General features: G+C 71.1%; 16 protein-coding genes. 5 read left to right on the forward strand and 11 right to left on the reverse strand.

The window, feature by feature from the left end:
- The first annotated feature begins 33 nt into the window (after positions 1 to 33).
- The 3 genes from BEK98_RS06035 to BEK98_RS06045 all read left to right on the forward strand — a co-directional run bounded on the left by BEK98_RS06035 (position 34) and on the right by BEK98_RS06045 (position 3,662).
- Positions 34 to 1,326 carry an MFS transporter gene (locus BEK98_RS06035; protein WP_094215337.1) on the forward strand — a complete coding sequence of 431 codons (1,293 nt, stop codon included), beginning with the start codon at positions 34 to 36 and terminating at the stop codon, positions 1,324 to 1,326.
- A gap of 97 nt (positions 1,327 to 1,423) precedes the next feature.
- Entirely contained in the window at positions 1,424 to 2,542 is a 1,119-nt protein-coding gene (dnaN, locus tag BEK98_RS06040) for a DNA polymerase III subunit beta (protein ID WP_094215338.1), read from the forward strand.
- 106 nt (positions 2,543 to 2,648) lie between these two features.
- Positions 2,649 to 3,662, forward strand: a complete 1,014-nt coding sequence (locus BEK98_RS06045; protein WP_094215339.1) for a sigma-70 family RNA polymerase sigma factor — start codon at positions 2,649 to 2,651, stop codon at positions 3,660 to 3,662.
- Here BEK98_RS06045 and BEK98_RS06050 read toward each other — a convergent pair.
- Positions 3,546 to 3,932 carry an STAS domain-containing protein gene (locus BEK98_RS06050; protein WP_143684079.1) on the reverse strand — a complete coding sequence of 129 codons (387 nt, stop codon included), beginning with the start codon at positions 3,930 to 3,932 and terminating at the stop codon, positions 3,546 to 3,548. The two genes, BEK98_RS06045 and BEK98_RS06050, sit on opposite strands and share 117 nt — an antisense overlap.
- A 76-nt stretch (positions 3,933 to 4,008) precedes the next feature.
- On the opposite strand from BEK98_RS06050, the gene BEK98_RS06055 reads away from it, so the two are divergent.
- Positions 4,009 to 4,929, forward strand: a complete 921-nt coding sequence (locus BEK98_RS06055) for an AEC family transporter (protein ID WP_094215733.1) — start codon at positions 4,009 to 4,011, stop codon at positions 4,927 to 4,929.
- Positions 4,930 to 4,991: 62 nt separating this feature from the next.
- On the opposite strand, the gene BEK98_RS06060 is transcribed toward BEK98_RS06055, so the two are convergent.
- The 8 genes from BEK98_RS06060 to BEK98_RS06095 form a co-directional block, all read right to left on the reverse strand.
- Positions 4,992 to 6,269, reverse strand: coding sequence for a thymidine phosphorylase (locus tag BEK98_RS06060; protein WP_208643023.1), 1,278 nt, complete (start codon positions 6,267 to 6,269; stop codon positions 4,992 to 4,994).
- Positions 6,270 to 6,340: 71 nt separating this feature from the next.
- A complete protein-coding gene (locus tag BEK98_RS06065; protein WP_094215341.1) occupies positions 6,341 to 6,745 on the reverse strand; it encodes a cytidine deaminase in 405 nt (134 codons plus the stop codon).
- Positions 6,742 to 8,004 (reverse strand): ABC transporter permease, encoded by a 1,263-nt coding sequence (locus BEK98_RS06070; protein WP_094215342.1) that lies wholly within the window; start codon positions 8,002 to 8,004, stop codon positions 6,742 to 6,744. The genes BEK98_RS06065 and BEK98_RS06070 overlap by 4 nt, the downstream gene beginning before the upstream one ends.
- Positions 8,004 to 9,125 (reverse strand): ABC transporter permease, encoded by a 1,122-nt coding sequence (locus BEK98_RS06075; protein ID WP_094215343.1) that lies wholly within the window; start codon positions 9,123 to 9,125, stop codon positions 8,004 to 8,006. The genes BEK98_RS06070 and BEK98_RS06075 overlap by 1 nt, the downstream gene beginning before the upstream one ends.
- Positions 9,122 to 10,795, reverse strand: coding sequence for an ABC transporter ATP-binding protein (locus BEK98_RS06080; RefSeq protein WP_094215344.1), 1,674 nt, complete (start codon positions 10,793 to 10,795; stop codon positions 9,122 to 9,124). Before BEK98_RS06080 ends, BEK98_RS06075 begins: the two co-directional genes overlap by 4 nt.
- Positions 10,796 to 11,026: 231 nt before the next feature.
- On the reverse strand, positions 11,027 to 12,079 hold the full coding sequence (locus BEK98_RS06085) for a BMP family lipoprotein (protein WP_094215345.1): 1,053 nt from the start codon (positions 12,077 to 12,079) through the stop codon (positions 11,027 to 11,029).
- Between the two features lie 215 nt (positions 12,080 to 12,294).
- Positions 12,295 to 13,323 carry a BMP family lipoprotein gene (locus BEK98_RS06090; protein ID WP_094215346.1) on the reverse strand — a complete coding sequence of 343 codons (1,029 nt, stop codon included), beginning with the start codon at positions 13,321 to 13,323 and terminating at the stop codon, positions 12,295 to 12,297.
- Positions 13,324 to 13,612: 289 nt separating this feature from the next.
- Entirely contained in the window at positions 13,613 to 14,854 is a 1,242-nt protein-coding gene (locus tag BEK98_RS06095; RefSeq protein ID WP_094215347.1) for a M20 family metallopeptidase, read from the reverse strand.
- Positions 14,855 to 15,080: 226 nt separating this feature from the next.
- On the opposite strand from BEK98_RS06095, the gene BEK98_RS06100 reads away from it, so the two are divergent.
- Positions 15,081 to 15,734: a class I SAM-dependent DNA methyltransferase gene (locus tag BEK98_RS06100; RefSeq protein WP_094215348.1), complete on the forward strand. Its 654-nt coding sequence runs from the start codon at positions 15,081 to 15,083 to the stop codon at positions 15,732 to 15,734.
- Here BEK98_RS06100 and BEK98_RS06105 read toward each other — a convergent pair.
- Together BEK98_RS06105 and BEK98_RS06110 are read right to left on the reverse strand one after the other, a co-directional pair.
- Entirely contained in the window at positions 15,731 to 17,548 is a 1,818-nt protein-coding gene (locus BEK98_RS06105; RefSeq protein WP_094215349.1) for a serine/threonine-protein kinase, read from the reverse strand. The genes BEK98_RS06100 and BEK98_RS06105 overlap by 4 nt on opposite strands.
- 213 nt (positions 17,549 to 17,761) lie before the next feature.
- Positions 17,762 to 18,910 (reverse strand): hypothetical protein, encoded by a 1,149-nt coding sequence (locus BEK98_RS06110; RefSeq protein ID WP_094215350.1) that lies wholly within the window; start codon positions 18,908 to 18,910, stop codon positions 17,762 to 17,764.
- Between the last annotated feature and the right edge of the window lie 26 nt (positions 18,911 to 18,936).

Below are 18,936 nucleotides of genomic sequence, written 5' to 3' on the forward strand. Positions count from 1 at the left end.
ACGGATGAGCGGGATCGTACGTAGCTTCGAGGCATGTCTCCCGCCAGTACCGGGGCGTCCACCAGCGTGGACGCCGCCCAGCCCGTCCGTTCCTCCGACTCCGCGTCCGACTCCCGCATGGCGCCGGGCGGCCCCGGCTACCGCCGGATGAGCTTCGCCCTCTTCCTCGCCGGAGTCGCGACCTTCGCCCTCCTCTACTCCACGCAGGCCCTGCTGCCGCTGATCTCCGGGGAGTTCGGGGTCGCGGCGAACGAGGCGAGCTGGACGGTGGCGGCCGCGACCGGCGGTCTGGCGCTGTTCGTGCTGCCGATGAGCGCCCTGTCGGAGCGCTTCGGCCGCCGTACGGTGATGACGGCCTCGCTGGCGGTCGCGGTGAGCGTCGGTCTGCTGGTCCCCTTCGCGCCCTCCATCGGGGCCCTGGTGGTGCTGCGCGCGGTGCAGGGCGCGGCGCTGGCCGGTCTGCCGGCCTCTGCGACGGCGTACCTGGCCGAAGAGGTCCGCCCGAAGGCGCTGGTCACGGCGATCGGGCTGTTCGTGGCGGGCAACAGCGTCGGCGGGATGAGCGGCCGGGTGATCACCGGCTGGGTCGCGCAGGAGTGGGGCTGGCGGGTGGCCGTCGGGGTGATCGGCGCGATCGCGGTGGCCTGCGCGGTGGCGTTCCGGCTGCTGCTGCCGGCACCGCGGCACTTCAAGGCCGGCTCGCTGCGCCCCCGCGTCCTGCTCGGCACGGTCCGCGACCACCTCTCCGACCCGCTGCTGCGCCGCCTGTACGCGATCGGCGCACTGTTCATGACGGTGTTCGGCGGTGTGTACACGGTGATCGGCTACCGCCTGACCGAGGCCCCCTTCTCCCTCCCGCAGGGCATCGTCGGCTCGATCTTCCTGGTGTACCTGGTGGGTACGGTGTCGGCGTCGACCGCGGGCCGCCTGGTGGGCCGCCTCGGCCGCCGGGGCGCGCTGTACCTGGCGGGCGGTACGACGGCGACGGGCCTGCTGCTCTCCCTGGCCGACTCCCTGCCCCTGGTCCTGCTGGGCCTGGTCCTGATCACCGCGGGCTTCTTCGCGGGCCACGCGGTCGCCTCCTCGGCGGTCAGCAAGACGGCCACCCACGGCCGCGCCCAGGCCTCGGCCCTCTACCAGTCCGCGTACTACGTCGGCTCCAGCGCCGGCAGCACGATCGGCGCGATGGCCTTCCACGCGGACGGCTGGGCCGGCACGGTCACCGTGGGCATCCTCGCGGTCCTCGGCGTCGTGACGATCACGGTCCTCGGCTCCCGGGCGGCCCGGGTGGCGGCCCGGCGGGCGCCGGTGGCGGCGGCGCACTGACCTTCGCTCCTCGCATTCCCCCTGCTCACAGCCCGTTGTCAGTGGCCGCGGATACCTTCCGCGGGTCAACTGGACGGATGAGCAGGGGGATTGCCGTATGGAGTTCCGGATCGCACGCGCGGATCTCAACGAAGCGGTCTCGTGGGCGGCACGGGCGTTGCCGGCGCGGACACCCGTGCCGGTGCTGGGCGGCCTGTCGCTGATGGCCGGGCCGGGGCGGCTGGCGGTGTCGGGGTTCGACTTCGAGACGGCCGCGCGGGTCGAGACGGACGCCGAGACGGTGGCCGAGGGGCGGGTGCTGGTCCTGGGGCGCAGGCTGCTGGACATCTGCCGGGTGCTGCCGGAGGGGCCGGTGAGCTGTGTGCTGGAGGGCTCGCGGTTCACGGTGGAGGCGGGCGGCGCCCGGTTCGGGCTGTCGACACTGCCCTACGAGGAGTATCCGGCGCTTCCCGAGGCGCCCCCGGTGTACGGCGGTGTGGACGCGGCCGCGTTCGCGACGGCTGTCGGACAGGTGGCCGTGGCGGCGGGCCGGGACGACACACTGCCGGTGCTCACCGGGATCCGACTGCGGCTCGACGGCGAGGAGATGGCCCTGTCGGCGTCCGACCGGTACCGGTATGCCGTGCGGCGGCTGGAGTGGAAACCGGAGGCGGGAGCGGCCGGGGCGGCGGTGGAGGCGCTGCTGCCCGCGCGGCGGCTGCTGGAGCTGGCGCGGTCGCTGGCCCGCTGCGGGACCGTGAGCATCGGGCTCGATCCGGCCGAGGGGGCCGGTGGGGGCATGGTCGGGTTCGAGGGCGGGCGGACGCGGACGGTCCTGCGGCGGCTGGAGGGGCGGCTGCCGGGGTACGGCTCGCTGTTCGAGCTGGCCGGGGCGGCGGTCGCCGAGGTGGAGTGCGGGGCGCTGGCGGAGGCGGTGCGGAGGGTGGCGGTGGTGGCGGAGGCGAACAGTCCGGTGCGGCTGGAGTTCTCCGGCGAGGACGGGTCCGTGATGGTGCGGGCCGGGTTCGGGGACGACGTGGCGGCGCAGCGGCTGCCCGCCGTGCTGCGCGGAGCCGGGGAGGTCGCCGTGGCCTTCAACCCGGCGTACCTGGTCGACGCGCTGAACTCCTTCGAGGGGCCCGCGCTGCGGCTGGAGCTGCTGGGGTCGGGGCAGCGGGTGCTGCTGGGCGACGGTGGGCATCAGCATCTGCTCATGTCCGTGAAGCAACTGGTCTGAGCTGGGCCTTTGCGCGCTCGGGGGGCCATTGTCAGTGGGCTGCGGTAGCTTCCGGAGTGCTGGGGCGCGAAGGCGCGTGAACAGAAGCCACAGGGGTGGGTGGACGATGGGCGACAGCACGGCGACGGTGGACCTGGACGTCGCACTGGAGAAGCACCGGACCGAGCTGACCGGGTATTGCTACCGCATGCTCGGCTCCTCCTTCGAGGCCGAGGACGCGGTGCAGGACACCCTGGTGCGGGCCTGGCGGAGCTACGACAAGTTCGAGGGCCGTTCCAGCCTGCGTTCGTGGCTGTACCGGATCGCGACGAACGTGTGCCTGGACATGCTGACGGCCGGGAACAAGCGGGCCCGCCCGATGGACCTCACCGACTCGACGCCCCTCGCGCAGGCCGCCCTCGCCCCTCGCCCGGACAACACCTGGCTGGAGCCGGTGCCGGACGCGCGCGTGCTGCCGACGGTCGAGGATCCTGCGGAGGCGGCCGTCGCCAAGGAGTCGATCCGGCTGGCGTTCATGGCGGCCCTGCAGCAACTGCCGTCCAAGCAGCGGGCGGTGCTGATCCTGCGCGAGGTGCTGGCCTGGAAGGCGAGCGAGGTCGCCGAGCTGCTGGACACCACGGTCGCCTCGGTCAACAGCGCGCTGCAGCGGGCCCGGGCGACGCTCGCCGAGCGGGAGCGGGCGGGCGCCGACGCGGCGGTCTCCAACCCGCTCGACGAGGAGCAGCAGAAGCTCCTGGAGCGCTATGTGAAGGCCTTCGAGGGCTACGACATGACGGCGCTCACGGCGTTGCTGCACGAGGACGCCATCATGACGATGCCGCCGTTCGACCTGTGGCTGACCGGCCACGACGACATCACCGGCTTCATGACCACCCTGGGCGCCGCCTGCGCCGGCTCCCGCCTGCTGCCCGTGCAGGTCAACGGGCTGCCCGGCTTCGCCCAGTACAAGCCGGACCCGGAGGCGGGCGGCTTCACCCCGTGGTCGATCCAGGTCCTGGAGATATCAGACGGCCGGCTGACCGGGTTCCACTTCTTCCTCGACACCCAGCGGTGGTTCCCTCTCTTCGGCCTGCCCCTCCATCTGGAAGCGGAGCCCGACCAGATCCAGGAGGACGTGTAGCGCGGGGGCGGGGTCGCGCAGCCGTATTCGCCCGCCCGCCCGGCGGGCGGCCAGCTCCAGCCGCGCCAGCAGCTCGACGGTCCCGAGCCCCGGGGGACCCAGCCCACCCACGTCACACACGACGACTGCGGCCCCGCTGCCCTCCAGCAGCCCGCGCACGTCGTCACACAGCCCCGGCACCTCGTCCCTGGTGACGGGGCCGGCCAGCACGAGCACGGCGGGTGTCTTCGCGTCCACGTGCGGTAGACCTGCGGGACGGCCGTAACTCATCGCGATAGCCCGCAGCCCGCACCCCGGGCGTAGATCACATTGACCCGCTCCCCCACTCCGCCGGAGGGTGGGCTCCGTGCAGGGGGTGCTGAGCGGGTTCGCGGTGATCGCGGTCGTCATCGGGGTGGGCTATGTGCTCGGGCGGCGCGGCTCGCTCGGCGAGCGGGGCGGCGAGGTGCTGACGCGGCTGGCCTTCAGCGTGGCGGGCCCGGCGCTCCTCTTCACGACCTTGGCCAGGGCCGACCTGTCGGTGCTGTTCTCGGCCCGGCTCCTGGTGACGGCCCTGAGCACAGCCGCGGTCTCCGGGGTCTTCGTGGCGGTCGGCGCGCTGCGCCGCTGGGGCGTGGGCCGCACCACCATCGGCGCCCTGTGCTCCGGCTACGTCAACTCGGGCAACCTCGGCATCCCGATCGCCGCGTACGTCCTGGGCGACGCGTCCCTGGTGGCACCGGTGCTGCTGTTCCAGGTCGTGCTGGTGACCCCGGTCGCGCTGACGATCCTGGACCTGTCGGGGATGGGCGAGAAGGGCACGGTGTGGCGCCGCCTGCTGACGCCGTTGCGCAATCCGATAGCGGTCGGCTCGTTGTCGGGAGTCCTGGTCTCGGCGGCGGGCTGGACGATCCCCGGCCCGGTCATGGACCCCCTGACCCTGATCGGCAACATGTCCGTCCCGGCGGCCCTGCTGGCCTTCGGCATGTCCCTGCACGGCAGCGCGGCCCCCGGCCGGGGGCGGGACCGTCAACTGGTCCTGCTGTCGGTGGCGTTGAAGTCGGTGGGGCAGCCGGCGGTGGCGTGGGCGCTGGCGAGTGGCGTCTTCGGGCTGCACGGCGCGCCGCTGCTGGACGTGGTGGTGACGTCGGCGCTGCCGGCCGCGCAGAACCTGTTCACGTACGCGAGCCGCTATCGGGTGGCCGAGTCGTTGGCCCGGGAGTCGATCCTGTTGTCGACGGTGGTGTCGGTGCCGGTGTTGGTGGGGGTGGCGGCGGTGTTGGGGTGATACGCCGAACGGGACCGGCGGAGGTCCACCGATCCCGTTCACCCGAAAGGGGAAACCGCAGGTCAGGCGATACGCTCCAGCACCACCGGCGACGCCGTGAAGTCCGTCCCCGCCGCCGCGATGTCGTACGAGCCCTCCACCGCCTGGAGCGCGTACTCGAAGCGCTCCGGGGTGTCCGTGTGCAGGGTCAGCAGGGGCTGGCCCTCGGTCACCGTGTCGCCCGGCTTGGCGTGCATCTCGATGCCCGCCCCCGCCTGCACCGGGTCCTCCTTGCGGGCGCGGCCCGCGCCCAGGCGCCAGGCGCCGACGCCGATGTCGTAGGCGTCGAGGCGGGTCAGGACGCCGGACGACGGCGCCTTGATGACGTGCTGTTCCTTCGACGTGGGGAGCGCGGCGTCCGGGTCGCCGCCCTGGGCCGCGATCATCCGGCGCCAGACGTCCATCGCCGAGCCGTCGGCCAGGGCCTTGGCCGGGTCCGCGTCCTTCACGCCGGCGGCGTCGAGCATTTCGCGGGCGAGCGCGATCGTCAGCTCGACGACGTCCGCCGGGCCGCCGCCCGCCAGGACCTCGACCGACTCGCGGACCTCCAGGGCGTTGCCCGCGGTGAGGCCGAGGGGGGTGGACATGTCGGTCAGGAGGGCGACCGTCTTCACGCCGTGGTCGGTGCCGAGGCCCACCATCGTGGACGCCAGCTCCCGCGCGTCCTCGATCGTCTTCATGAAGGCGCCCGAGCCGACCTTCACGTCCAGGACCAGGGAGCCGGTGCCCTCGGCGATCTTCTTCGACATGATCGAGGAGGCGATGAGGGGGATCGCCTCGACCGTGCCGGTGACGTCACGCAGGGCGTACAGCTTCTTGTCGGCGGGGGCCAGGCCGTCGCCCGCCGCGCAGATGACCGCGCCGGTGGTGTCGAGGACGTGCAGCATCTCCTCGTTGGAGAGCAGCGCGCGCCAGCCCGGGATCGACTCCAGCTTGTCCAGGGTGCCGCCGGTGTGGCCGAGGCCGCGGCCCGAGAGCTGGGGGACGGCCGCTCCGCAGGCCGCGACGAGGGGCGCGAGCGGGAGCGTGATCTTGTCGCCGACGCCGCCCGTGGAGTGCTTGTCCGCCGTCGGGCGGGACAGCGAGGAGAAGTCCATGCGCTCGCCGGAGGCGATCATGGCCGCGGTCCAGCGGGAGATCTCACGGCGGTTCATGCCGTTGAGCAGGATCGCCATGTTGAGGGCGGCCATCTGGTAGTCGGCGACCTCGCCGCGGGTGTACGCGTCGATGACCCAGTCGATCTGCTCGTCGGTCAGCTCGCCGCGGTCCCGCTTGGTGCGGATGACGGAGATGGCGTCCATGGCCATGGCTTTCCTTCCGGAAGTGCGAAGTGCACGGCCCCCCTGCGCAGGTCAGGGGGGCCGTACGGGAGTTACTTGGTGAGATGGTCCGGGCCGAAGGCCTGGGGCAGCATCTCGGAGAGCGGGAGGATGCCCGCGGGGGTGTCCAGGAGCAGGTCGGGGCCGCCGAACTCGTAGAGCAGCTGACGGCAGCGGCCGCACGGGACGAGCAGCCCGCCGGTGCCGTCCACGCAGGTGAAGTGCGTGAGGCGGCCGCCCCCGGTGCGCTGCAGCTGCGAGACCAGACCGCACTCGGCGCACAGGCCGAGGCCGTACGAGGCGTTCTCGACGTTGCAGCCGGTGACCGTGCGCCCGTCGTCGACCAGCGCCGCCACGCCGACCGGGAAGCCCGAGTAGGGGGCGTAGGCGTGGGACATGGCCTCCCGCGCCTCGGCCCGCAGGGCCTCCCAGTCGAACTCGGTGACGGGGCTGGTCACTTGCCCTGTCCCTTCCGGTACGGCAGGCCGTCCGCCTTCGGCATGCGCAGCTTCTGCGCGGACAGCGAGAGGACGAGCAGCGTGACGATGTACGGGGTCGCCGTCACCAGCTGGCGCGGGACCTCGTTGGTGGAGGCGTACCAGACGAACATCAGGGCCGCGATGACGGCCGTGATGACGGCGGGGACGTACTTCTTCCGCCACGCCTGGTAGGCGGCGCCGAACACCAGCAGGATCGCCAGCAGCAGGATCAGCGCGTGGACGTTCACCGTGCCGCCGCGCAGGTTGAGGCTGTCGGTGTAGCCGAACAGGCCGGCGCCGAGGGCGAGGCCGCCCGGCATCCAGTTACCGAAGATCATCGCGGCGAGACCGATGTAGCCGCGGCCGGCCGTCTGGCCGTCGAGGTACACGTTCGAGGCGACGATGGACAGGAACGCGCCGCCGAGGCCGGCGAAGCCGCCGGAGATGATCACGGCGATGTACTTGTACTTGTACACGTTGACGCCGAGGGACTCGGCCGCCACCGGGTTCTCACCGCAGGAGCGCAGACGCAGACCGAAGGAGGTCCGCCACAGCACCCACCAGGTCAGCGGGATCATGGCGACCGCGATGACGGTCAGCGGCGACAGGTCGGTGACCAGGCCGCCGAGCAGGCCGGCGATGTCGGAGACCAGGAACCAGTGCTTCTCGTTGAGCGTGTTCAGCCAGTCCGACAGGCCCGGGATGCTGAACTCGCCGAGGGAGTCGATCGGCGGGGACTGCTTGGTGGAGCCCTGCGGGGCGTTGGCGAAGGTGAACTTCGACAGGTAGCGGGTGGTGCCGAGGGCCAGGATGTTCAGCGCCACACCGGAGACGATGTGGTTGACGTTGAACGTGACCGTGGCGATGGCGTGCAGGACGGCGCCGAGCGCGCCGCCGATGATGCCGAAGACGACACCGGTCCACGGGCCCCACTGGTAGCCGGCCCAGGCGCCGAACCAGGTGCCGAGGATCATCATGCCCTCGAGGCCGATGTTGACGACGCCCGCGCGCTCGGCCCACAGGCCGCCGAGGCCGGCGAGGCCGATCGGCACCGCGAGCTGCAGCGCGGTGGACATCTGCCCGACCGAGGTGATGCCGTCCGCGCCGGTGATGATGCGGACGATCGAGGTCAGCACCAGTACACCCGCGATGACCAGCAGGAGTACCGGGAGCGACATACGGCGGCCGCCCTTGCCGGGCTGCTTGGCCTGCGGCTTGGCGATGGTCGCGGTGGACATCAGGCAGCCACCTCCTTGTTGGTGTTCTGGGCGGCGGCCGCGGCCAGCTCGGCGCCGACCCGGCGCTGCTGGCGGCGCAGGGCCCACTGCTGTACGGCCGCGTACGAGATGACGACCGCGAAGACGATCAGGCCCTGCATGATCGTGGCGATCTCCTTGTCGTACGCCACGGGGGTCGCGTAGTCGAGAGCGGGCGAGGCCTTGTCGAGGAAGGCCCACAGCAGGGCGGCGAGCGCGATGCCGCCGGGGTTGTTGCGGCCGAGCAGGGCGATGCCGATGGCGGTGAAGCCGAGGCCGGCCGGGAAGCTCAGGCTGTAGGTGTGGGTGTCGCCGAGCAGCAGCGGCAGGCCGGACAGGCCGGCGATGGCGCCGGAGATCAGCATCGCGGTCAGCACCATGCGCTTGGCGTCGACGCCGGAGGCCGCGGCGGCGGTCTCCGAGGCGCCGGTGGCGCGCAGGTCGAAGCCGAAGCGGGTGCGGTTGAGGACGACCCAGTAGCCGATGCCGAGGAGGACGGCGAGGAAGACCAGGCCGTAGATCTCGCCGACGTCGGAGCCGAGGTTGATGCCCGGGAACCAGCCGGACTTCTTCATGACGCCGGTCGTCACGTTGTCGCCGACCTGCACGCCCCACACGTCGGTGAGGGTGACGTAGCCGATGACGGCGGTGGCGATCGAGTTCAGCATGATCGTCGCGACGACCTCGCTGACGCCCCGGGTGACCTTGAGGACACCGGCGATACCGGCCCAGAAGGCGCCGGTGGCCATGGCGACGATCAGCAGCAGCGGGACCTGCAGCACGCTGGGCAGGGCCACGTGCGCGCCGACGACGGCGGTCATCACCGCGGCGAGGCGGTACTGGCCGTCGACGCCGATGTTGAACAGGTTCATACGGAAGCCGAGGGCGACCGCGATGGCGGCGATGTAGTACAGCGACGCCTGGTTGATGATCAGCACCTGGATGTCCGAGTACGGCAGCTGCTGGAGCATCAGGGTGTACGGCTCGATCGGGTTCTTGCCCGAGGCGAGCAGGACCACGGAGGTCAGCACGATCGCCAGGACGAGCGCGATGACCGGGCCGGCCACCGCGACGAGCACCCGCTCCTTGTCGAACTTCTTCATCGGGCCTCGTCCTCCGGACCGGCGTTGTCGTCGCCCTCGGGGGCGGTCTCTTCGTGCTCCAGGTGACCGGACGCGGCACCCGTCATGGCGGAGCCCAGCTCCTCCGGCGTGATGCTGGCCGGGTCGGCGTCGGCGACCAGCCTGCCGTCGTAGATGACGCGCAGGGTGTCGGACAGGCCGATCAGCTCGTCCAGGTCGGCGGAGATCAGCAGCACGGCCAGGCCCTCGCGGCGGGCCTCGCGGATGCGGTCCCAGATCTGCGCCTGGGCGCCGACGTCCACACCACGGGTCGGGTGGGCGGCGATCAGGAACTTGGGGTCGTGGCTCATCTCGCGGCCGACGATCAGCTTCTGCTGGTTGCCGCCGGACAGGGAGGCCGCGGTGACGTCGATGCCGGGGGTGCGGACGTCGTACTCCTCGACGATCCGGCGGGTGTCGGCCTGGGCGCCCTTGGGGTTGAGCCAGAAGCCCTTGGCGTTGGGCTTCTCGGTGACGTGGCCGAGGATGCGGTTCTCCCAGAGCGGGGACTCCAGCAGCAGGCCCTGGCGGTGGCGGTCCTCGGGGATGTAGCCGACGCCGGACTCACGGCGCTTGCGGGTGGGCCAGGGGGTGATGTCCTCGCCCAGGAAGGCGATCGAGCCGGAGTCGGCGTGCTTGGTGCCGATCAGAGCGTCGATCAGCTCGGTCTGGCCGTTGCCCTCGACACCGGCGATGCCCATGACCTCGCCGGCGTGGATGGTGAAGGAGACGTCGTCGAGGACCTTCTTGACCGCGCCGGCGGGCGCGAACTCGGTGAGGCCCTCGGCGGAGGGCTCCTCCTCCGTGCCCATGGAGACGGCGCCGCGGGCGTAGACGGTGAGGTTCCTGACCTCCACCACGGACCGGTCGGTCACGGTGGACTCGGCGGTCTCCGGGGTGGGCAGCTCGCTGCCGACCATCAGCTCGGCCAGCTGGCGCGGGGTGGTCTGGGAGGGGATCGCGGTCCCGACCGTCGTACCGCGCCGGATGACGGTGATGTCGTCGGCGACGGAGAGCACCTCGCCCAGCTTGTGGGAGATGAAGATGACCGACAGGCCCTCGGACTTCAGCTCGCGCAGGTTGTCGAAGAGTGCGTCGACCTCCTGCGGGACGAGCACCGCGGTCGGCTCGTCGAGGATCAGGGTGCGGGCGCCGCGGAAGAGGACCTTGAGGATCTCCACGCGCTGACGGTCGGCCACACCGAGGTCCTCGACCAGCACGTCCGGGCGGATGCCCAGCCCGTAGCGGTCGGAGATCTCCTTGATCCTCTTGCGGGCGCCACCGCCGATGCCGTGCAGCTTCTCGCTGCCGAGCACCACGTTCTCCAGCACGGTCAGGTTGTCGGCCAGCATGAAGTGCTGGTGGACCATGCCGATGCCGCGGGCGATGGCGTCGGCGGGGCTGGAGAAGCTCACCTGCTCGCCGTCGATCTGGATGGTGCCCTCGTCCGGCTTCTGCATGCCGTAGAGGATCTTCATCAGCGTCGACTTGCCGGCGCCGTTCTCGCCGACGAGCGCGTGGACGGTGCCCTTGCGGACCGTCAGGTGGATGTCGTGGTTGGCCACGACACCCGGGAATCGCTTGGTGATGCCCGCGAGCTCTACCGCGACTGTCGACTGAGCGGTGAGCGGAGGGCTGCTGGACGCGTCGATGGCGCACTCTCCTCGGGAAAGGGGTCGCTCTACGCGCGTAGCGCCCCTGCTTTAAATAGTGCCCGGACCTGATCGACCTTGATCGAAAATTGTCCGATCAAGAACCCGATCCGCTCCGAGCATTCTGCCGCGCGAACGGGGTGCGGGCAGGTCATCCTCTCCGCACCCCGTTCCGTGGCCGTAACGCTGCCATTACAGCGTTCTGTTGGCCAAGGCTTCTGACCTAGATCGTCAGGAGGTCTTCACCTTGATGCTGCCGTCCTTGATGCCCTGCTCGGCCTTCTTGATCGCGGCCTGCATGTCGGCGTTCTTCTGGAAGGTCGGGTTGGAGTCGGACAGGCCGACGCCACCGTTGTCCAGCGAGCCGCGGATCTCACCGGTGAGCGGCTTCTTGTCCTTGATGACGGACTTGGAGAGGTCGTAGACCGCGCCCTCGACGTTCTTCAGCGCCGAGGTCAGGATGTAGGCCTTGTACTTGGCCAGCGCCTGCTGCTTGTACTGGTCGGAGTCGACGCCGATGGCCCACACCTTGTGCTCGGCGGCGGACTTGATCACGCCCTGGCCGGAGAGACCGGCGGCCGCGTAGACCACGTCGGCGCCCGCGTCGATCTGGCCGTTGGCCGCGTTCTCGCCCTTGTCGGGGCTGGAGAAGCCACCCTCCTGAGCCGTCTGGGTCAGGTACTGCGACTCGATCTTGATCTTCGGGTTGACGGACTTGGCGCCCTGCTCGTAACCCGCCTCGAACTTGTGGATCAGCGGGACGTCCACGCCACCGATGAAGCCGATGTGGTTCTTCTTGGTCGCCTTGGCGGCCGCGACACCGGCGAGGTACGAGGACTGCTCCTCGTGGAAGACCATGTCGGCGACGTTGTTCGCCTGGGTCTGGTTGTCGTCGATGATGCCGAAGGTGACCTTCGGGAACTTCTGCGCGGCCTCCTTGACGGCACCCGCGTAGGCGAAGCCGACACCGATGACCGGGTTGTAGCCCGCCTTGGCCAGGGTGATCAGGCGCTGGGTCTTGTCCGCGTCCGACTCGTTGTCCGTCGGCTCGACGTCACGGCCGCCGACGCCGAAGTCCTTCTGCGCCTTCTCGAAGCCCGCGTAGGCGGCGTCGTTGAAGGACTGGTCACCCTTGCCGCCGACGTCGTACGCCAGGCCGATGCCCTTGGACTTGCCCTCGGTGGAGGAAGAGGAGGAGGTCGAAGAGCTGCCACAGGCAGAGACGGTGACGGCGAGCGCTGCGGTCGCAACGCCTGCAATCGTGATACGGGACACCCGGCGCATGGAACGTGACTCCTTTGTGCAAGCGCCCAAACCAGGCGCTGGTTCCGCCGCAGCGTAACGCGCGTAGACCAGACGGAAAACCCCCAATGTCCGGTCCGTTATCGAGCTGTGGCCACTGTCACTGTCAAGGTTACGGACAGCAGTACGCCCCTTGCGCGAGGCAAGGGGCGTACGGGTACGACGGCGCTCGGGCGGGCGCCGGAGCGGCGGTCAGATCACTTGGTGTTGACCGTGATCTTGCCGTCGATGATGTCCTGCTTGGCCTTGTCCACGGCCGCGACCACGTCGGTCAGCGCCTTGTACTTCGGGTTGGAGTCGGCGAAGCCGACGCCGCCGGACTTCAGGTCGCCGCGGACGTCGCCGGACAGCGGCTTGCCCTCGTAGACCGACTTGGCGAGGTCGTAGACCGCGCCGCCGACGTTCTTCAGGGCCGAGCCGAGGATGTAGTCCTTGTACTTGGCGAGCGCGCTCTGCGTGTACTGGTCGGAGTCCACGCCGATGGCCCACACCTTGTGCTCGGCGGCGGACTTGATCACGCCCTGCCCGGAGAGACCGGCCGCGTGGTAGATGACGTCGGCGCCGGCGTCGATCTGGCCGTTGGCCGCGTTCTCGCCCTTGTCCGGGCTGGAGAAGCCACCCTCCTGAGCCGTCTGGGTCAGGTACTGCGACTCGATCTTGATCTTCGGGTTGACGGACTTGGCGCCCTGGTCGAAGCCGGCCTCGAACTTGTGGATCAGCGGGATGTCCACGCCACCGATGAAGCCGATGTGGTTCTTCTTGGTGGCCTTGGCCGCGGCCACGCCCGCCAGGTACGAGGACTGCTCCTCGTGGAAGACCATGTCGGCGACGTTCTTCGACTGGATGGTGTTGTCGTCGATGATGCCGAAGGTGACCTTCGGGAACTTCGTGGCGACCTGCTTCACGGCCGGCGCGTAGGCGAAGCCGACGCCGATGACCGGGTTGTAGCCCGCCTTGGCCAGGGTCTCCAGGCGCTGCACCTTGTCCGCGTCGGACTCGTTGGCCTGCGGCTCGATGTCCCGGCCGCCGATCTTGAACTCGTCCTGGGCCTTCTTGAAGCCGGCGTAGGCGGCGTCGTTGAAGGACTGGTCGCCCTTGCCGCCGATGTCGTAGGCGAGGCCGATGCCCTTGGCGGAGTACTTGCCGTCCTTGGAGGTCGTGTCGGTGGACTCGGTGCTGGACTTGCCGCATCCGGCAGCCGCGAGGGCGACGACCGCGACGGTCACCGCAGCTTGGGAGAACCTCGTTCTCCGGGAGAACTTCCGAGAGAGCAGACGCACAGCAAGCACTCCTTCATCCCCACGGCGCCGTCACGGGCCGCTGTCCCCAATGTGCCGCCAGTGGTGGCGATTCGGCGCACAGTAACGCGCGTAGAAGGGGAGGGGAACGGGGTTTCTCCCGGCCGTTATCGATTCGTGCCGACTCCGGGTTACAGGCGGGCGCCGCCGGTTACGCCGGGGTGACACAAGGGGACGAAGAGGCACCGATCGGGTGCCCCTCCCCCCTCCGGGTGGCCTACAGGCCCTCGAGCAGCACGGCGGCCGTGAACATCTCCACGCCGACCGTGATGGCACGCTCGTCGGCGTCGAAGTCGCCCTGGTGCAGGTCACGGGAGACGCGGTCGCCCGGGGTGCGGACGCCGAGACGGGCCAGGGCGCCGGGCACCTGCTCCAGGTACCAGGAGAAGTCCTCGCCGCCGAGGCTCTGCTCGGTGCTCTCGACGGACCGCAGGCCGCGCCGGGCGACCATGGCCCTGCGCAGCAGCTCGGTGGAGTCCCGGTCGTTGACGACCGGCGGCACGCCCCGCACGTAGGTGATCTCCGACTTGGCGCGGTGCAGGGTGGCGACCTCGTCGATGGCCGCGTGCACGACGTCGGGTGCGTCGCGCCAGGCGTCCAGGTCCAGGCAGCGGACGGTGCCGGACAGCTCGGCGTGCTGCGGGATGACGTTCGGGGCGTGGCCCGACTCGATCCGGCCCCAGGTCAGGGCGAGGCCGCTGCGGGTGTCGACGCGGCGGGCGATCAGCGCGGGCACGTCGACGGCGACGCGGGCGGCGGCGGTGACCAGGTCGGTGGTCAGGTGAGGCCGGGCGGTGTGCCCGCCGGGCCCGTCCAGGGCGACCTCCAGCCGGTCGCAGGCGCTGGTGATGGCGCCGTGCCGCAGCCCGATCCGGCCGACGTCGACCTTGGGGTCGCAGTGCACGGCGAGGATCCGGCCGACCCCGTCGAGCACCCCGTCCGCGATGGCGCCGAGGGCGCCGCCGGGCATGACCTCCTCGGCGGGCTGGAACAGCAGCCGCACCGGGCGCGGCAGCAGCCCCTTCGCGTGCAGGTCGGCGAGGACGAGCCCGGCGCCGAGCACGACGGATGTGTGCACGTCGTGGCCGCAGGCGTGGGCGCGGTCGGGCACCGTGGACCGGTACGGGCAGTCGGTCTTGGTGTCCGGGATGGGCAGGGCGTCGATGTCGGCCCGCAGGGCGAGCAGCGGGACGGCGGGCCGCTCTCCCTCGGCGAGCCGCTGCCCCTCCGGGAGCCCGATGTCACAGATGAGCCCGGTTCCGGTGGCGAGGACGCGGGGGCGCAGCCCGGCCCGCTCCAGCCGCTCCTTGATCGCGGCGGTCGTACGGAACTCCTGGTTGCCCAGCTCCGGGTGCATGTGCAAGTCGCGGCGGAACTCTACGAGTTCGGCGTGCAGGGACTCGCTGAGTGCGCCCGGGAGAACATCCCCGGGGAGATCGGTCTCGGACTCTAGGGACATCAATTGGTTCACCCTCTGAAGGGTAGGACGGCCAACCGGTCAACTGACCCTCGATCAACAAAAGTTCAGCCCGTTAGGTGAAGAAAATCAGACCGGCGGACGCATGGCGGCGGACTCTGGTGGGTAAAACCTCTGTTTCCTCCTTCCACGGATACCACGCCGCGCCCTGGTCCCGCTCTGCAAGTCCACGGAACGGACCCTCACCCGGCCGGTAGGCTCCGCCCCCGTGAGCGACTCGACGGCACCCTTCCTGCGGAACACCCGCTCCTCCTACGACGCGATCGCCAAGGACTACGCGTCCCGCTTCCCGGACGGCCTGCCCCACCCTCTGGACCGCCAGCTGGTCACCGCCTTCGCCGAGCTGGTCACGGCGAACGGCCCGGCCCCCGTGGCCGACCTCGGCAGCGGCCCCGGCTACGTCACCGCCCGCCTGCACGACCTGGGCGTCCCCGCGTTCGGGGTGGATGTCTCCCCCGCCATGGTGACCCTGGCCCGCGAGGCGCACCCCCAACTCCGCTTCCACGTGGGCTCGATGACGTCCCTCGACCTGCCCGACGCGACCCTGGGCGGCATCCTCGCCCTCTACTCCACCATCCACGTCCCCGACGACCACCTGCCGACGGCGTTCTCGGAATTCCGCCGCACCCTGTCCCCCGGCGCCCCGGTTCTGCTCGCCTTCCAGTCCGGCCCGGAACCCGGCCACCTCCATCTGGCGGAACGCTTCGGCCATCAGATCGACCTGGACTACTACTGGCGCACCCCGGAGCAGGTCACGGCGCTGCTCACGGGGGCGGGCCTGGAGGTGGTGGCGACGGTGCTCCGGGAGCCGGACGGGGAGGAGACCCGCGGGCGGGCGTTCCTGCTGGCCCGAAAGCCCTAGCCGTCCGTCGCCGGCACTGCGTCGCGCCAGACCGTGACGTCCAGGGTGACGTAGTCGCTGGCGCTGGTGCTGGGCGACTGGCCCTGGAAGGTCCCGAGGGCGATGACGCCGTCCGGTGTGGTCACGCAGAACTGCCTGCCCTCGGACAGACGGCTCACGGAGATGCCGTCCCCCTGGCGGATGTACCGGGTCTCGTGCCTGCAGGCGTCCAGCGAGCCCTTGGCGCCCTGGTCGAGCAGGGCTAGTTCGTTGCCGACGGTGCTGACCGAGCAGGTGCCGCTGCCGCACAGCAGGTCGAGGTCGTAATATCCGCCGTCGTGGCGCGGCACCAGCGGTCTGTCCGCGAACTTCAGGGCGTAGCCGTCGGCCAGGTTGATGTTCTTGTAGACGGTGGCCTCGGGCGCGCTGCCCGAGGCCGCGCCGGACGGCGAGCCCGTCTTCTTCCCCCCGCTCTTCGCACCTCCCGTGGCCTGCGCCCCGGAGGTGCCGGCCCTCTTCGCGTCGCCACTGTTGCCGGAACTGGAACTGCCGCCGAGGTTGCCGAGGTAGCCGACGGCTGCGGCTATGAGCACGAGGGCTCCCGCGACACAGCCGAGGATGACGCCGGTCTTCGGCCGCCGGGCGGGATGGCTCACCGGCTGAGGAGGTTGCGGGGGCTGAACGGGGTGGGCGGCCTGGGTCGGCGCGTAGTGGGGGTGCGAGGAGGCCGCCGGAGGCTGCTGATGGGCCATGGGCGGCTGCGGGGACACCGGAACCGACGGGGACACGGCCGTCGGCTGGTACGGGCCGGGTGCCCCGGGCGCAGCCGTCGGGGGGTGCTGCGGCGCGGCGGGTACGAATGTCCCGCCGGGCCCTGCCGGAGGCTGCTGGGGTGGCACGGGCGCGGGCAGAGGAGCGGGCAGAGGAGCGTCGTAACGGCCGGCGATGACGGTGGTCACCGCGCCCGGCAGCCAGTCCTCGGGCCGGCGTAGCTGCGGGGTGCCGGAAGCGGCGCTGCACAGGGCGAGGACCTCGGCGAGCGAGGGGCGGGCGTCGGGGTCCTTGGCGAGGCACCGGCGTACGAGTTCGGTCAGCTCGGCGGGCAGTCCGGTGAGGTCCGCCTCCTCGTGCACGATCCGGTAGAGCACCGCGTGGGACGGCCCGTCCCCGTGGGCGGACCTGCCCAGGGCGGCGAAGGCGGCGACCTGGCCGAGGGCGAAGACGTCGGACTGCGGACCCACGGCCCGCCCCGCCGCCTGTTCCGGCGACATGAAGGCGGGCGTGCCGACCGTGACCCCGCTGCCGGTCAGCGCGGTGGTGTCGGCGGCGCGGGCGATGCCGAAGTCGATCACGCGGGGGCCGTCGGCGGCCAGCAGCACGTTGGACGGCTTCAGGTCGCGGTGCACGATGCCGGCGCCGTGCACGATCTGGAGGGCCTCGGCCACGCCGGCGGTGAGCAGCAGGACGGTGGAGACGGGCAGCGGCCCGTGCTCGGCGACCGCCACGGCGAGCGTGGGCCCGGAGACGTAGGCGGTGGCCAGCCAGGGCTGCGGGCCATCGGTGTCACTGTCGATCACGGGGGCGGTGTACAGCCCCTGAACCCGCTCGGCCGCACGCACCTCCTGCGCGAACCGCCGCCGGAATTCGGGGTCTTCGGCGAACTCGGGCCGAATCACCTTGATCGCGACAGGCCGCCCACCCGGCGTATGGGACAGATACACCTTGCCCATCCCACCGGCCCCGAGCCGAGCGGCGAGCCGATATCCGCCGATCACCGGCGGATCATCCACATCCAGCGCCTGAAAGGCCCCTTGAGGCATGCCTGAGCCGTTCATCGATCCCCCGTGTCATGCAACTCGTCTGCGGCGCAGGGATCTTAACGCGACGCCCCGTCGGCCTCTCTGGTCACACGAGGGCGACGATGGGGGTCGACGCCGCCCGGCGCCTCGGCCACGACCTCACGGAGCACCGCGGGCAGCAGATCACCCTGGACATGCTCGCCCTGTACCTCGGCGACCACGACGTACATCGCGGCGGGGCCAGGACAGCTAGGCCAACCCCACCGCCGCCAGCCGGTGCACATCCTTCGCCGTCCCCGTCACGCCCGACAGGAACCCCTGCGCCCGAGGCGAGGCGTTCTCCGTCAGCCAGCTGGGGTCGATGTCGCAGACGGCCACCCGTACGCCCGTGCCGGCCAGGGCCAGTGGCAGGGTGTGGACGACCGTGGACGGGAAGCTGAGGATGGTCCGGCCGATGGGGCCCCGGCGGGCGATCAGCTCCAGCGGCAGGTCCGGGCGGACTATCTCCAGCCCCGTCGACGTGGCCAGCCGGTGCAGCTTCTCCGTGTGCTCGCGGCGGTGTGCGAAGTAGCGGGTGGCGCCGTGGGCCCTGGCGAGGGAGCGGACGGCCTCCAGGTAGCGGTCGCCGTCCACCACGCCGGTCTCCACCAACGAGGTGCCGACCATGTCGGCGCCCTTGGTGATACGCGGCGGGCCGAAGCGGTCGCGGGTCCAGGCGAAGTCGTTGGCGGTGACCGTGACGCCCTCGGGGGTCTCCGTCACCGGCATGGAGGAGAAGACCTCGACGCGCCGCCGGTCGCTGGGCGTGAGCCGCCGGCGGGCCGAGGAGGAGACGGGGGCGAAGAGCAGGTCCCTGGCCCCCGGGCGGCCGCCCTTGCGGTGCCAGCGGACCAGGCGCTCGCCCCGGGCGAGCTGGGCGACGAACTCCATCGTCGCCGTGCCGTCGTCGACCACGACCAGGTCACGGGCCCGGGTGATCGTCAACAGCAACTGCACGTAGCGGGAGAACGGATCTCCCATGACGATGCGGTCGGCCCGGCGCAACGCACCCGCCAGGCCGCCGATCGTGTGGAACGGCGCGGTCGTACCGCCCCGCGCCTCCTCCCAGCGCACCCGATACCCCTCGTCCCGGGCCAGGTCCGCCATGCGGCGCAGCTGGCCCCGGGTCATGGGGTCGGTCGGGGACAGTACGACGACGGTGAGCTCCGCGTCGGCCGGCGGTACGGCACTGGCCGGCGACCGCCGTGCCTGCGCGGGCACGGACAGCCGGGCCGGCTCGGGGGCGCCGCGCAGGCCGTGGAGGTGAGCCCACTCCAGTACGTTCAGCAGCTGTACCGGGCTCTCCACGAAGGCGAGCGTGTGGGCGGGGTGGCCGGCCTGGCCGGCGCGGGGGCTCATCGTCGTACGACCGTCCCGTCGTAGGG

Origin of the sequence: Streptomyces diastatochromogenes (assembly GCF_002242805.1) — a bacterium.
GTDB lineage: Bacteria > Actinomycetota > Actinomycetes > Streptomycetales > Streptomycetaceae > Streptomyces > Streptomyces diastatochromogenes.

Bases quoted from the DNA above. Each gene is read 5' to 3' on its own strand.
- BEK98_RS06070 (WP_094215342.1), bottom strand. From the start codon at position 8,004: ATGTCCACCGCGACCATCGCCAAGCCGCAGGCCAAGCAGCCCGGCAAG.
- BEK98_RS06045 (WP_094215339.1), top strand. From the start codon at position 2,649: ATGGGCGACAGCACGGCGACGGTGGACCTGGACGTCGCACTGGAGAAG.
- BEK98_RS06110 (WP_094215350.1), bottom strand. From the start codon at position 18,910: ATGAGCCCCCGCGCCGGCCAGGCCGGCCACCCCGCCCACACGCTCGCC.
- BEK98_RS06060 (WP_208643023.1), bottom strand. From the start codon at position 6,269: ATGGACGCCATCTCCGTCATCCGCACCAAGCGGGACCGCGGCGAGCTG.
- BEK98_RS06095 (WP_094215347.1), bottom strand. From the start codon at position 14,854: ATGTCCCTAGAGTCCGAGACCGATCTCCCCGGGGATGTTCTCCCGGGC.
- BEK98_RS06085 (WP_094215345.1), bottom strand. From the start codon at position 12,079: ATGCGCCGGGTGTCCCGTATCACGATTGCAGGCGTTGCGACCGCAGCG.
- dnaN (WP_094215338.1), top strand. From the start codon at position 1,424: ATGGAGTTCCGGATCGCACGCGCGGATCTCAACGAAGCGGTCTCGTGG.
- BEK98_RS06050 (WP_143684079.1), bottom strand. From the start codon at position 3,932: ATGAGTTACGGCCGTCCCGCAGGTCTACCGCACGTGGACGCGAAGACA.
- BEK98_RS06105 (WP_094215349.1), bottom strand. From the start codon at position 17,548: ATGAACGGCTCAGGCATGCCTCAAGGGGCCTTTCAGGCGCTGGATGTG.
- BEK98_RS06075 (WP_094215343.1), bottom strand. From the start codon at position 9,125: ATGAAGAAGTTCGACAAGGAGCGGGTGCTCGTCGCGGTGGCCGGCCCG.
- BEK98_RS06035 (WP_094215337.1), top strand. From the start codon at position 34: ATGTCTCCCGCCAGTACCGGGGCGTCCACCAGCGTGGACGCCGCCCAG.